This window comes from Shinella sp. JR1-6, assembly GCF_004284735.1.
In the GTDB taxonomy this organism is placed as follows: domain Bacteria; phylum Pseudomonadota; class Alphaproteobacteria; order Rhizobiales; family Rhizobiaceae; genus Shinella.
Genome location: NZ_SHMI01000001.1, coordinates 325,598 through 339,974, shown reverse-complemented (window position 1 = coordinate 339,974; position 14,377 = coordinate 325,598). Strand labels below are relative to the sequence as shown.

The window sequence follows — 14,377 nt, the reverse complement described above, 5'->3', positions numbered from 1 at the left end:
GCCATCAGCGTGTGAAGGGTGGTGAACCGCTGCCTTATTCGGCAGCGATGCCCATCCTCATGCGCTCCATCTCTTCGAGCGCGCGGCGGTATTCGACCGGCATGACCTTGCGGAATTTCGGACGATACTCGGCCCAATTGTCGAGGATCTCCTTGGCCCGCGGCGAACCCGTATAGTGCAGGTGGTTCGAGACGAGCTGGTAGAGCCGTTCCTCGTCATGGCGCGTCATGTCGTCGGACACATCGACCATGCCCTTGTGCATGAGGTCGCCGCCATGGTGGTGCAGCTTTTCCAGCATGTCGTCCTCTTCCGGCACCGGTTCGAGTTCGACCATCGCCATGTTGCAGCGGCGGGCGAAATCGCCTTCCTCGTCCAGCACATAGGCGACACCGCCCGACATGCCGGCCGCGAAGTTGCGGCCGGTCTGGCCGATGACGACGACGACGCCGCCCGTCATGTATTCGCAGCCATGATCGCCCACGCCCTCGACGACCGCGACGGCACCGGAATTGCGCACGGCAAACCGCTCGCCGGCCACGCCGTTGAAGTAGCACTCGCCCGAGATCGCGCCGTAGAGCACCGTGTTGCCGACGATGATCGATTCATGCGGCACCGCCCGGTTGTCCTCCGGCGGACGCACGACGATGCGGCCGCCCGAAAGGCCCTTGCCGACATAGTCGTTGCCGGCACCGATGAGGTCGAAGGTGACGCCGCGGGCAAGGAACGCGCCGAAAGACTGGCCGGCCGTGCCGTGCAGCTTCACGGAGATCGTGTCGTCCTTCAGACCCTTGAAGCCGTAACGCTTGGCGACGGCGCCCGACAGCATCGCACCGGCCGAACGGTCGACGTTCTTGATGTCGACCTCGAAGGCGACCGGCGTCTTCGATTCGAGCGCAGGCTTGGCCTCCTCGATCAGCTTGCGGTCGAGTACGTCGTGGATCGGATGGTTCTGCCGCTCGGTCCAGTAGGTTGCCTCCTTCGGCGCTTCGACCTTGTGGAAGATGCGCGAGAAGTCGAGACCGTTGGCCTTCCAGTGCGAAATCATCTTCTCCTTTTCGAGCAGCTCGGAGGCGCCGATGATCTCGTTCAGCGAGCGAACGCCGAGCGAGGCCAGGATTTCGCGCACCTCTTCGGCAACGAAGAAGAAGTAGTTGATGACATGCTCCGGCGCGCCCTTGAAACGCTTGCGCAGCACCGGATCCTGCGTGGCGACCCCCACCGGACAGGTGTTGAGATGACACTTGCGCATCATGATGCAGCCGGCCGCAATCAGCGGCGCGGTGGCGAAACCGAACTCGTCGGCCCCGAGCAGCGCGCCGATGACGACGTCGCGACCGGTCTTCAGGCCGCCGTCGACTTGCAGCGCGATGCGCGAGCGCAGCTTGTTCAGCACCAGCGTCTGGTGGGTTTCGGCAAGGCCGATTTCCCAGGGCGAGCCGGCATGCTTCAGCGAGGTGAGCGGCGAAGCGCCCGTGCCGCCGTCGAAGCCGGCAATGGTGATGTGGTCCGCGCGCGCCTTGGCGACACCGGCGGCGACCGTGCCGACGCCGACTTCCGAGACGAGCTTGACGGAGATATCCGCCTCGGGGTTGACGTTCTTCAGGTCGTAGATGAGCTGCGCCAGGTCCTCGATCGAATAGATATCGTGGTGCGGCGGCGGCGAGATGAGGCCGACGCCCGGCGTGGAGTGACGGGTTTTCGCAACCGTCGCATCCACCTTATGGCCGGGCAACTGGCCGCCCTCGCCGGGCTTGGCGCCCTGCGCGACCTTGATCTGCAGCATGTCCGCATTGACCAGATATTCGGTCGTCACACCGAAGCGGCCGGACGCGATCTGCTTGATCGCCGAACGCTCCGGGTTGGACGACCCGTCCGGCAGCGGCAGGTAGCGGTCTGCCTCCTCGCCGCCCTCGCCGGTGTTCGACTTGCCGCCGATCCGGTTCATGGCGACGGCAAGCGTCGTGTGCGCCTCACGGCTAATCGAGCCGAAGGACATCGCGCCCGTCGAGAACCGCTTGACGATATCGACAGCCGGCTCCACCTCGTCGATCGAGATCGGCTTGCGGCCGGCCGCGTCCGCGCCCTTGATCGAAAAAAGGCCGCGGATCGTGTTCATGCGCAGCGCCGAGCTGTTCACCAGTTCGGCGAATTCCTTGTAGCGATCGGCCGCATTGCCGCGCACCGCATGTTGCAGCGAGGCGATGACGTCGGGCGTCCAGGCATGCTCCTCGCCGCGCATGCGGTAGGCGTATTCGCCGCCGATATCCAGCGTGTTGGCGAGCAGCGGATCGCGGCCGAAGGCCGCCTTGTGGCGATTGAAGGTCTCCTTGGCGATCTCATCGAGGTCGATGCCCTCGATGGTCGTCGCCGTGCCGAAGAAGTACTTGTCGACCAGTTCGGACGACAGGCCGATGGCGTCGAAAATCTGCGCGCCGCAATAGGACTGGTAGGTCGAGATGCCCATCTTGGACATGACCTTCAGGATGCCCTTGCCGATCGCCTTGATGTAGCGATAGACGATTTCCTCCGCATCCACCTCCTTCGGAAACTCGCCGCGCTTGTGCATGTCGGTGAGCGTGTCGAAGGCCAGGTACGGGTTGATCGCTTCCGCACCGTAACCGGCGAGAAGACAGAAGTGGTGCACTTCGCGCGGCTCGCCGGATTCGACGACGAGGCCGACCGAGGTGCGAAGCCCCTTGCGGATCAGATGGTGGTGCACGGCGGCGGTCGCGAGAAGCGCCGGGATCGCCACGCGGTCCGGCCCGATCTGGCGGTCGGAGAGCACGATGATGTTGTAGCCCGAGGTGACCGCCTGTTCGGCGCGCTCGCAGAGCCGGTCGAGGATTTCCGGCAGGCCTTCGGCACCGCGCGAGACGTCATAGGTGAAGTCCAGCGTCTTGGTGTCGAAGCGGTCCTCGACATGGCCGATGGAACGGATCTTTTCGAGATCGCCATTGGTAAGGATCGGCTGACGCACTTCCATGCGCTTGGCCTTGGCCGCGCCGCCATGGTCAAGGATGTTCGGGCGCGGACCAATGAAGGAGACGAGGCTCATGACCAGTTCCTCGCGGATCGGGTCGATGGGCGGGTTCGTCACCTGCGCAAAGTTCTGCTTGAAATAGGTGTAGAGCAGCTTGGTCTTGTCGGACATGGCCGAGATCGGCGTGTCCGTGCCCATGGAGCCGATCGCCTCCTGCCCGGTCGTCGCCATCGGCGACATCAGGAGCTTGGTGTCCTCCTGGGTGTAGCCAAAGGCCTGCTGGCGGTCGCGCAGCGAGACGTCGCGGCGCAGCGCGCGCGGCTCGACCGGGCCGAGGTCTTCCAGGATGATCTGGGTGTTGTCGAGCCATTCACGGTAGGGATGCTTTGCAGCAAGCGCGGACTTCACCTCCTCATCGGAGATGATGCGGCCCTCTTCCATGTCGATGAGCAGCATCTTGCCCGGCTGGAGGCGCCACTTCTTGACGATGCTCTCTTCCTTGACCGGCAGCGTACCGGCTTCGGAGGCAAGGATGACGCGGTCGTCGTCGGTGACGAGATAGCGCGCCGGACGCAGGCCGTTGCGGTCGAGCGTCGCGCCGATCTGCCGGCCATCGGTGAAGGCGACCGCGGCCGGGCCGTCCCAAGGCTCCATCAGCGCGGCGTGATACTCGTAGAACGCCTTGCGCTGCTGACCCATCAACTGGTTGCCGGCCCAGGCCTCGGGGATGAGCATCATGACGGCATGCGCCATGGAATAGCCGCCGCGCACAAGGAATTCGAGCGCGTTGTCGAAACAGGCGGTATCCGACTGGCCCTCATAGGAGATCGGCCAGAGTTTGGTGATGTCCTCGCCGAACAGCGGCGACGAAACAGAGGCCTGGCGGGCCGCCATCCAGTTGACGTTGCCGCGCAGCGTGTTGATTTCGCCGTTATGGGCGACCATGCGATAGGGATGCGCCAGCTTCCACGACGGGAAGGTGTTCGTCGAGAAGCGCTGGTGCACGAGCGCGACAGCCGATTCGAAGCGCGGATCGGCAAGGTCCTTGTAATAGGCGCCCACCTGGTAGGCGAGGAACATGCCCTTGTAGACGATGGTCGTCGAGGAGAGCGAGACCGGGTAGAAGTTGCTCTCTTCGCCCTCGTATTCGTCGTAGATACGGTTGGAGATCACCTTGCGCAGGGTGAAGAGGCGGCGCTCGAATTCGCCGTTCGTCGCGGCCTCACGGCCGGCGCCGACGAAGACCTGAACATGGCGCGGCTCGGTGGCGGCAATCTCAGGGGCCTTGGAGAGGGAAGAATTGTCGACCGGCACGTCGCGGAAACCGATGAGGACCTGTCCCTCTTCGGCAACGACATCCCCGATGACCTTCTTGAAATAGTCGACGAGCGTCTCATCCTGCGGCATGAAGATGTGGCCGACGGCATATTCGCCTGCCTTCGGCAGCGTGATGCCCTGCTTGGCCATCTCCTCGCGGAAGAAGCGGTCCGGAATCTGGACGAGAATGCCTGCACCGTCGCCCATCAGCGGATCTGCGCCGACGGCGCCGCGATGCGTCAGGTTTTCGAGCATGAACAGCCCGTCCTGCACGATCTGGTGCGACTTCTTGCCTTTCAGATGCGCCACGAAGCCGACGCCGCAGGCGTCATGTTCGTTGCGCGGGTCATAGAGTCCCTGTTTTTTCGGCAGGCCCGTTGTAGAAGCGCGCGTTTTGGCGCCCGTCGCAGTCGTCTGCGACCGGGTCTGCCGACAGTCATGTGCTTGGGTCTTCTCCATCATCGTCTTCCCTCCTGTGGCCCATCCTGCGGGCATTCGTTTTCGCCCGTGTGACCGTCATCTGCCTTTCGGCTGGGCCGGCCCCGCGAGCGACTGCTTCATGAACCCGATGCGACCAACAAGCGACGGTCGACCGGAATGATCATCAGGACCGTCTGGACAGCCAGGGTTTCGGAAGAACTCTCTTCCCTCCCCCGGCGCCGTTTCGGCAACGCGCCGCAGTCGCGGACGGTGCCTCTTCGGTCTCTTGACCGAAATAGGACAGTAAACCTGTCCTATTTCATGGGCTCTATGCCAGAAACCCCCCCCGGCCGCAAGGCCATCATGCCAAATAATCACCACCTCATGAAGAAAAATTGCCCGCCCCGCCATATGCTTAAAATTAAATTACGGACGCCCGGCACATTGTTTCCATTCCTTTCATTCTGGAGCCATGCGGCACTTTCGGCGGTTTTCGGCGATTGATCGCCTTCATTTCTCCATTATGGTCCTTTCGCAGCCTCATTCGAACTGGAAACCGCATGTTTTTCGCTTCCGACAACTGGGCCGGCGCCCATCCCGACATCGCACAGAGCCTCGTGACCGCAGCCGGCGGCTTCGCCTCGGCCTACGGCACCAGCGACCTCGACAAGCGTGTGGAAAAGACCTTTTCCGAGATTTTCGAACGCGACGTCGCGGTCTTCTTCGTCGGCACGGGCACGGCGGCCAATTCGCTGGCGCTCGCCAGCTTCAATCGCCCCGGCGGCCAGGTCTTCTGCCACCGCGAGGCCCATGTGAATGTCGATGAATGCAATGCGCCGGAATTCTTCGCCACCGGCGCCAAGCTGGTGCCGATCGACGGCCCCGCCGGCAAGCTCTCCCCGGATGCACTTGCCGCCGCCATCGGCCGCTTCCCACCGGATTTCGTGCATGGCGGGCAGCCGATGGCCGTCACCATCACCCAGGCGACCGAAGCCGGCACGGCCTATACGCTGGACGAAATCGCCGCCCTTTCAGACGTCGCGAAGAAGGCGCACCTGCCGCTGCACATGGACGGCGCGCGTTTCGCCAACGCCCTAGCGCATCTCGGCACGACGCCGGCGGAAATGACCTGGAAACGCGGCATCGACATCCTCTCCTTCGGAGGCACGAAGAACGGCTGCTGGTGCGCCGAAGCGCTGATACTGTTCGATCCCGGCAAGGCGCAGCAGATGCATTTCCTGCGCAAGCGCTCGGCCCAGCTCTTCTCCAAGTCCCGCTTCATCGCCGCCCAGTTCGACGCCTATTTCAAGGACGGCCTGTGGCTGAAACTCGCCCGCCATTCCAACGCCATGGCCGCCCGCCTTGCGACCGGTTTTGCCACATCGGATACGGCACGCCTCGCCTGGCCGACCGGCTCGAACGAACTTTTCGTCGTCATCCGCAACGATGCGATGAAAGCCTTGAAGGACAGGGGCGCGGTTTTCTACGACTGGCCGGCCGGCCCCGAGCTGAAGGCGACCATGCGCGCGGACGAAACCCTCATTCGCCTCGTCACCAGCTTCGCCACGACAGAAGAGGACGTCGACAGGTTCCTGTCAGTGCTTTGACACACGAAAAAGGCGGCGCCCTGCGGCGCCGCCCTTGTTCATTCCCGAGACAGCGAAAAATCAGTTCGTCTGCGCTTCGATCTGCTTGGCTTCGCGCTGGACGGCGGCGATCTCGATACGGCGCGGCTTGGCGGCTTCCGGAATCTCGCGGAGAAGATCGATGTGGAGGAGACCGTTCTTCAGCGAAGCGGCGCGCACTTCCACATGATCGGCGAGCTGGAAGCGGCGCTCGAAGGCGCGCTTGGCAATGCCGCGGTAAAGATACTGGTTTTCCTCAGCCGCTTCGTCCTTCTTCTCGCCCTTGACCGTCAGCGCATGTTCGCGCGCTTCGATCGACAGTTCACTCTCATCGAAACCGGCCACCGCCATGGTGATGCGATAGGTGTTTTCGCCGGTGCGTTCGATGTTGTAGGGCGGATAGGTCTGGGCCTGATCGGGCTGGCCGAGGCTGTCGAGCATGGTGAAGAGGCGATCAAAGCCGACGGTGGAGCGATAGAGGGGGGAGAAATCGACGTGACGCATGGTGTCCTCCTTTAGAGCAACGGTTGCGATCTTCCTGAAGGCGACACCCGATTTCTAAAGGTGCAGCCCGGTTAAACCGGCCTCCGCCCCATTCTGGCGACGGAAACCTCGACGGACCCTGTTGGCGCCCGTGACAATGAGATGGGAATGGGTTTTCGGCCGTTCAAGGGGTCCCAAGCGGCCGAAAAGGCCACGCCCTAAAAATTTTCGAGATGAACGGCGGATGAACGGCGACTTCGGGCAGCGTTCAGATTGATCCCGCTAGAACAGCGTCATCGGAAGCGAAAACTTCTGACGACCGGGGTGTAACGTCCCTTCCTTCCCGGTCAAATTGCGCCGGACTGCATGTGAAGCCACCCCCGTGCCCACATGCAGCCGGCTTTTTTCTTTGACGACACTTGCGCCAGCGCCTATCCATCGATCATCGACGCCCGCCGAGACCCGCCAGCGCCATGGATTCCATCCTCAACGCCACCGCCGACAATCCCGTTCCGGAGAACCATTCCGCCGGTTTCCTGGAGGGCAGTGGCGGCGTGAATATCCGCTATGCCGTGTTCCGCTCGAAGGAGCGCGAGGCCAAGGGCACGGTCGTGCTGCTGCAGGGCCGCAGCGAATGCATCGAGAAATACTTCGAGACGATCAACGACCTCACGGCCCGCGGCCTGTGGGTCGCCACCTTCGACTGGCGCGGCCAGGCCGGCTCGGACCGGCTGATACCGGACAGCCGTGCCGGCCACGTGATACGGTTTTCCGACTACGAAGCCGATCTCTCGCTCTTCCTGGAGAAGATCGTGCTGCCAGATGCCCGCCTGCCCTTCTTCATCGTCGCCCATTCGACCGGCGCGCTCGTCGCCCTCTCGCAGGCGCCGGCCCTTGAAAACCGCATCGAGCGCATGGTGCTCGCCGCGCCCTTCATCGCGCTCGCCGGCCAGTCGATGAGCCAGCGCAAGATCACCATCATCGCCCGCCTCGCGTCGCTGCTGGGTTTTGGCAAGCGCACCTTCCGCAAGGGCGACCCCCCGCTGGACTTCGCGCACAACATCGTGACGTCGGATCAAAAGCGATTTGCCCGCAATGCCGGTATCTTCACCGAACATCCGGAGCTTTCCATCAGCTGGCCCTCCGCCCGCTGGCTGAACGAGACGCTGAAGACCATGGCGCGCGTGACGCACCAGGATCATCTGACGCGCATCCGCATTCCCACCCTGCTGCTGTGCCCGACGCGGGACGCCCTCGTGCCGCGCAAGGCGATCGGCGATCTCGCGCGTATCTTCCGCGCCGCCCGCCTCATCGAGATCGACGGCGCACGGCACGAGCTGTTCCAGGAGGCTGACCGCTATCGCGCGCAGGCGCTCGCTGCGATCGACGCCTTCATTCCGGGAAGCGACGCCGAGCGGACGGGGCTCGGCGCCTGACCGCGAAGCTTCATGCCTTCAGCAGCGCCATCGCCTCGTCATAGACCTTGCGGTTGCCGGCCGCGATAATCTCGCCACCCATTTCCGCCGGGCCGCCATCCCAGGCGGTGATGATGCCGCCCGCCTGCTCGATGACGGGAATGAGGCCGCCGACATCGTAGGGCTTGAGCCCGCATTCGACGACGAGGTCGATATGGCCGGCGGCAAGCAGCGCATAGGCGTAGCAGTCAACGCCATAGCGGAAGAGCCGCACCTTCTCCTGCACGGCTTCGAACCGCGTCTTGCGGCTCTCCGTGAAGAGATGCGGCGAGGTGGTGAAGAGAATCGCGTCGGACAAGCTGTTGCAGGAGCGGGTCGACAGGACCTTGCTGCCGTCCGGCCCGGCATAGTGCGACGCCTTGCCGTCAGCGAAATACCGTTCGCCGGTGAAGGGCTGGTCGATCACCCCCATGACAGCCTCGCCATTGCGATAGAGACCGATCAGCGTGCCCCAGACCGGCACGCCGGAAATGAAGGCCCGCGTGCCGTCGATCGGGTCGATGACCCAGACATATTCCCGGTCGAGACCGACCGAACCATGCTCTTCACCAAGGATGCCATGCTCCGGAAAATGCTGCTCGATCAGCGCCCGGATCGCCAGCTCCGCCGCCCTGTCGCCCTCCGTCACCGGATCGAAGCCAGCAGCTTCCTTGTTGACGACATCGGCACCGGCGCGAAAGCGTGGCAGGGTTTCCTTCCTTGCAGCTTCGGCAAGGCGGTCGAAGAAGGCGCGATCAGGCAACATGGGGGATCTCTCGGAGGGACTGCGGACCGCCCTTCCTTACTGCATCGACACGCAAAACGGAACCGGGATGGTGCGAAAGCCTGCGCAGCGCAGGCAAAGGAAATTGCTTAACGGATCGCAAATTTGTTCCGCAGTTGCGCTTGACATTTGTGCAGCGCAATATTATTGTTTTCTTACAGTCACTCGTGGCTGTAAATACCCTCCTTGGGTGTTTCCTCCCTAGACTTAACCGCGCCCCAAGCGCGGTTTTTTTTGAGAGGAGACCGGCCCCTATTCGGCCGCCAGCGCCCGGTCGACGGCGTATTCCTCGACATGGTCGGAAAAATCCTGCAGGAACGCTGAAATCGCCGTCTGCAGCACCGCGAAGTCTGGTCGCTTGGCCAGTGTCGTTTCATCGACATAAAGGCCGCGGTTCACCTCGATCTGCAAGGCATGCAGCCCCTTGGCAGGCCGGCCGTAATGTTCGGTGATGAAGCCTCCCGCATAAGGCTTGTTGCGCACCACGGAAAAGCCCATGTCCTCCAGAAGCCGCATAGCAGTGCGTGAAAGCTCGCCCGACGCACTGGTGCCGTACCGGTCGCCGATGATGAAATCCGGCCGCATGCCCGTGCCGGAGACGCGGATATTGCCCGGCATCGAATGGCAATCGATCAACACCGAGAAGCCGAAGGTGACATGGGTGCGCACGACAAGACGGCGCAGGCACGCATGATAGGGCTTGTAGACCGTCTCCACCCGCTCAAGCGCCTCCTCCACGGGAAAACGCTGGCGGTAGATCTCCATGTTCTCGGCGACGACCCGTGGCACGGTGCCGAGCCCGCCGGCGACCCGAATCGAATTGATGTTCGCAAAGGAGGGCAGCGCACCCTCGAACATGCGCGGGTCGAGCTCGTAGGGCTCGCGATTGACGTCGAGCCAGGCACGCGGGAAGTGCGCGATCAGCATCGGCGCGCCGAGCGCCGGCGCGACCGAGAACAGCTCATCGACATAATGATCTTCCGAACGGCGGATACCAAGTGAATCGAGACGCGACTGCGCCAGAAAGCCCTGTGGATAACGTCGGCCGCTGTGGGGGGAATTGAAGACGAGGGGCACGCTTTGCGAAACCGGCTCCAGCACTTCGAAGTGGCTGTTTTCGCTCAAAGCCTCCGCCATTGTTGCCCTTTTCCATGCCTTCAAGTCATTGCGTGTGCCATGTTGCCAGCGGCCACCCTGCGTGTCCATACTGAGAAACAAGGGATAAGGGCTTGCCCTGCCCCATTCACCGGATATTTACCGGAATACGCTCTTGTAACAGAACCGCCCGTCCGCGGGCAGACAACCTTAGCAACGGTTCCCGAACTCCATGACACCCAAGATTCTCCTCGCAGAAGACGACAACGATATGCGCCGGTTCCTCGTGAAGGCGCTCGAAAAGGCGGGCTACCAGGTGCTGTCCTATGACAACGGCGCCAGCGCCTACGACCGGCTTCGCGAAGAGCCCTTCTCGCTGCTCCTGACCGACATCGTGATGCCGGAGATGGACGGTATCGAGCTGGCCCGCCGCGCAACGGAACTCGACCCGGACCTGAAGGTCATGTTCATCACGGGCTTCGCCGCCGTGGCGCTCAACCCGGATTCCAAGGCCCCGAAGGACGCCAAGGTTCTGTCAAAACCGTTCCACCTGCGCGATCTCGTTGAAGAAGTCAACAAGATGCTGGCCGCCTAACCCCCGGAAAAGACCGCAAAATCGGCCCGTAAAAAAAGCTTCAAAAAGCTATTGACGCGCCTCAGGGTTTTGTGGTCTATGCCCCTCATCGGATGGGCGTGTAGCTCAGCGGGAGAGCACTACGTTGACATCGTAGGGGTCACAGGTTCAATCCCTGTCACGCCCACCATTCGAATTCCAGAGGCCTTTCGGGAAACCGGAAGGCCTTTTGTTTTTCCGCTGTCGCGTCTTGCCGGCAAGGCCGGGCGCTGGGTACGAAGCATTCTCCCCCACAGCGCAAAACCTGCTTCGCCGACCCGCCCCTGATCCTGACCGGAAACCGGCGCCTGCAAGGTGAGGATCCGGAGAATCCAACAGCGCGCTCCAACTCCCCATCACACCGTCATGTTTTCAGCCCGCGCCGGCGCGGCTCTTGAAAATTGTCCGGCTTTCCTCGCGGCACGCCGCATGCCGCCGGCTTTTTGCTCCGTCCGGATGGCTACGCGGAAATACACATATGCCGTGCAGGAAAGAGTTGACGACGAGGGGTATTTTGCGGTCATATGGGTGGCACGTCCAGCCGCATATCGCACTGCGGACCAGCGCCAAGCAGGTGAAATTACACCCGAATCCGGCAGGTCGGCGGCACGCGGCGCGCATACTCCACCACTCGATTACCCCAGGAAACCGTAAAGTGTTTATCGCCTGGCTATGCTTGCGGCCGTCTACCCCTCTACCAAAGATGGCGCACCCCGTTGGAGGACGGGCATTCGAAAAGTCGACGTGATCGGAGGAGTATCCATGAGCGACGCATCCAGCATACACCCGGTGGACGAGAAACTGCCCGCAGGCAGGCTCGCGACGCTGGGCATCCAACACGTACTCGTCATGTATGGCGGCGCCGTCGCCGTGCCGCTCATCGTCGGGCGCGCCCTGCAGCTCAGCCCCCAGGACGTGGCGTTCCTGATTTCTGCCGACCTCTTCGTCTGCGGCCTCGTCACCATCATCCAGTCGCTCGGCTTTGGCCGGCATGTCGGCATCCGTCTGCCCGTCATGATGGGCGTGACCTTCGCTTCCGTCGGCCCGATGGTCTCCATGGCAACGATGACGCCGGGAACGGAGGGTGCCCGCATGATCTTCGGCGCCATCATAGGTGCCGGCTTCATTGCGCTGCTGATCGCCCCCATCATGGGCCGGTTGCTGCGCTTCTTCCCGCCCGTCGTGACAGGCACCATCATCCTCGTCATCGGCGTGTCGCTGATGCGCGTCGGCATCAACTGGACGTTCGGCAACCCCTTCGGCCCGACCGCGCCCAAGCTGATCGACCCGGCGCATGCCGAATGGCTCGCCCAGATGAAGACGCTCGCCGAAAGTGGCAGCCCTGCCGTGCCCAGCGGTTTTGCGATCGCACCGACCGTGTCCAACCCGGTCTATGCCGAGCCGAGCCATATCGCGCTGTCGGCACTGGTGCTCGTCTCGATCCTCGCCATCGCTCGCTTCGGCCGCGGCCTCATCAGCAACATCGCGGTCCTCAGCGGCGTCGTCATCGGCTGCGTTGCTGCCTCCATCCTCGGCATGATGCATTTCGACCGCGTCGCCGATGCCGGCTGGTTCGCCGTCGTCACGCCGCTGCGCTTCGGCATGCCGATCTTCGATCCCGTGCTGATCGCCACCATGACGCTCGTCATGATCGTCGTCATGATCGAATCGACCGGCATGTTCCTGGCATTGGGCGAAATCACCGAAAAGCCGGTTTCCCAGCAGAAGCTGACCGCAGGTCTGCGTGTCGATGGTATCGGCACGATGATCGGCGGCCTGTTCAACACCTTCCCCTATACCAGCTTCTCGCAGAATGTCGGCCTCGTCGGCGTCACCGGCGTGAAGAGCCGCTATGTCTGCGTCGCCGGCGGCATCATCATGATCATCCTCGGCCTCATCCCGAAGATGGGTGCCCTCGTCGAGGCCGTGCCGACCTTCGTTCTCGGCGGTGCCGGCCTCGTGATGTTCGGCATGGTGGCCGCGACGGGCGTGCGCATCCTCACGACGGTGGACTTCAAGTCCTCGCGCAACAACCTCTTCGTGGTTGCGGTCTCGGTCGGCTTCGGCCTGATCCCGCTGCTGGCCCCGAACTACCTGATGTGGATGCCGCATGCGATCCATCCCATCATCGAATCGGGCATCGTGCTCGCCTCCATCGTCGCCGTGCTGCTGAACGCCTTCTTCAACGGCGTACGCTTCGAGCAGTCCGATGCCGTCGAGGCCGCCCGCATGGCCGACTCGCATTAAAGGCCACTCGCTCACCTCAAACCCGGCTTGCCTCTGCGCAAGCCGGGTTTTTCCGTGAACAAGGGAGCACGCGGCATTCTCCTGAGTCCACTTCCAAGGCATAGCTGAGGGCGTGGCGGACAACCGCCTCCGGGAAAGGCGGTTTCGAGGAGTATTCATGGCCGGCATGCTGAATGGACGCGAAGCGCTCGTGTTGGCCGTCACCCTGTGGACGGCGCTATCGATCAACGACATTCTCATGTTGCCCGGCGGCCTGCCCATCATCGCACCGGGTTGGCTGAGCAGCATCCTGCTCGCGCTGCTTCTCGCAAGGGTGTTGCAGCGCCTTCAAAATCTGTCGAAGGTCCAGGCGATAGGTTTCGGCACGCTTTGCGTGTTCGCCGCCGCGACCACCCAGGCGGTGTTCGACATCACCGTCATCATGACGGTCGGCCCGCACGCCTTGCCCGGCGGCCAGAGCGTGCCGGGCTTCGCCATCGCCAATACCTGGGAGAAGGCTCTCCTGCAGTTCCGCTTCAGCCTGATCTGGAACGGCATTGTCTTCGGCTTCTATGTGGCGGCGCTCTCCCTGCTCAATGCGCAGCGCCGCAAGCTGGACGCGGAGATGCGGGCGCTGCGCTACGAACTCAACCCGCATTTTCTTTTCAATACCCTGAACTCCATCGCCGGCCTCATCGAGGAGGGATCGGCGGGGCGGGCTGACCGCATGGTCCTGTCGCTTTCGCGCTTTCTCCAGAAGACGCTTTCGCTCGACCCGCTCCACGATGTCCCGTTGGCCGAGGAAATCGCCCTGCAGCGCGACTACCTCGAAATCGAGCATGAGCGCTTCGCAGACCGCATGGCCTTCGATATCCGTCTGCCGGCCGAACTGGAAGGGGTGATGGTCCCCAATCTCATTCTCCAGCCGCTGATCGAGAACGCCGTCAAACATGGCGTCGGCCCGTCGCGAAAACACGTCGCGATCGTGCTTGAGGCGAAACGGGAGGGGGATCATCTCGTGCTGAGTGTCGAGAACGACCTTCCAACTGAGGACATGGGCAGAAAGCCGCCTGGAATGGGCATAGGCCTTCGCAACATCCGGGAGCGGCTGCAGGCCCGCTTCGGCAACCGGTGGCGTTTCTCGTCAGGTCCGGTGGATGGCGGCCGCTACCGGGCCACCATCACCTTGCCGCTCCGAAACGCCTGAGGGCGATCACCGGCATCCCATCAATTCAGAGGGATCGAAAGGCCGCCGCCCGAAGCCGCCGGGCGAGCGTAGGTCGTGTTGTTCGCAGCGGTCGTGCTGCATCCTGCCAGCGACAGGACCGTAAGTGCGGCGACGACGAAACCGGTGATAGGGCGCATGAATCTCTCCTTTGC

General features: G+C 62.8%; 10 protein-coding genes and 1 tRNA gene. 6 read left to right on the top strand and 5 right to left on the bottom strand.

All coding sequences use genetic code 11. From position 1 onward, the window contains the following. Positions 1 to 34: 34 nt before the first annotated feature. Positions 35 to 4,759 carry a glutamate synthase large subunit gene (gene gltB, locus EXZ48_RS01525; protein WP_130514096.1) on the bottom strand — a complete coding sequence of 1,575 codons (4,725 nt, stop codon included), beginning with the start codon at positions 4,757 to 4,759 and terminating at the stop codon, positions 35 to 37. Positions 4,760 to 5,277: 518 nt separating this feature from the next. Between gltB and EXZ48_RS01520 the strand changes: the two genes are divergently transcribed. Beyond that, positions 5,278 to 6,324, top strand: a complete 1,047-nt coding sequence (locus EXZ48_RS01520) for a low specificity L-threonine aldolase (RefSeq protein WP_050743794.1) — start codon at positions 5,278 to 5,280, stop codon at positions 6,322 to 6,324. 60 nt (positions 6,325 to 6,384) lie between these two features. Here the strand turns inward: EXZ48_RS01520 and EXZ48_RS01515 are convergent, their stop codons facing one another. Continuing rightward, entirely contained in the window at positions 6,385 to 6,846 is a 462-nt protein-coding gene (locus EXZ48_RS01515) for an Hsp20 family protein (protein WP_023515711.1), read from the bottom strand. A 452-nt stretch (positions 6,847 to 7,298) separates the two neighbouring features. Between EXZ48_RS01515 and EXZ48_RS01510 the strand changes: the two genes are divergently transcribed. Next, on the top strand, positions 7,299 to 8,261 hold the full coding sequence (locus tag EXZ48_RS01510; protein WP_130514095.1) for an alpha/beta fold hydrolase: 963 nt from the start codon (positions 7,299 to 7,301) through the stop codon (positions 8,259 to 8,261). A gap of 10 nt (positions 8,262 to 8,271) precedes the next feature. Here EXZ48_RS01510 and hisN read toward each other — a convergent pair whose 3' ends face one another. Then, positions 8,272 to 9,045: a histidinol-phosphatase gene (gene hisN / locus EXZ48_RS01505; protein WP_130514094.1), complete on the bottom strand. Its 774-nt coding sequence runs from the start codon at positions 9,043 to 9,045 to the stop codon at positions 8,272 to 8,274. Between the two features lie 270 nt (positions 9,046 to 9,315). Beyond that, the gene (locus EXZ48_RS01500; protein ID WP_023512678.1) at positions 9,316 to 10,200 is read right to left on the bottom strand and encodes an N-formylglutamate amidohydrolase; all 885 of its coding nucleotides are present in this window, start codon (positions 10,198 to 10,200) and stop codon (positions 9,316 to 9,318) included. 190 nt (positions 10,201 to 10,390) lie between these two features. Between EXZ48_RS01500 and cpdR1 the strand changes: the two genes are divergently transcribed. From cpdR1 to EXZ48_RS01480, 4 genes are all read left to right on the top strand, one after another. Beyond that, positions 10,391 to 10,753, top strand: coding sequence for a response regulator CpdR1 (gene cpdR1, locus EXZ48_RS01495; protein ID WP_023512679.1), 363 nt, complete (start codon positions 10,391 to 10,393; stop codon positions 10,751 to 10,753). Positions 10,754 to 10,847: 94 nt separating this feature from the next. Beyond that, positions 10,848 to 10,922 (top strand) — tRNA-Val (locus tag EXZ48_RS01490). 611 nt (positions 10,923 to 11,533) lie between these two features. Next, positions 11,534 to 13,018, top strand: a complete 1,485-nt coding sequence (locus tag EXZ48_RS01485; protein WP_130514093.1) for a nucleobase:cation symporter-2 family protein — start codon at positions 11,534 to 11,536, stop codon at positions 13,016 to 13,018. 157 nt (positions 13,019 to 13,175) lie between these two features. Then, complete coding sequence (locus tag EXZ48_RS01480) at positions 13,176 to 14,204, top strand: sensor histidine kinase (protein WP_130514092.1); 1,029 nt, start codon at positions 13,176 to 13,178, stop codon at positions 14,202 to 14,204. A 20-nt stretch (positions 14,205 to 14,224) separates the two neighbouring features. Here the strand turns inward: EXZ48_RS01480 and EXZ48_RS34730 are convergent, their stop codons facing one another. Further along, positions 14,225 to 14,362, bottom strand: coding sequence for a hypothetical protein (locus EXZ48_RS34730; RefSeq protein ID WP_023516037.1), 138 nt, complete (start codon positions 14,360 to 14,362; stop codon positions 14,225 to 14,227). Positions 14,363 to 14,377: the final 15 nt, after the last annotated feature.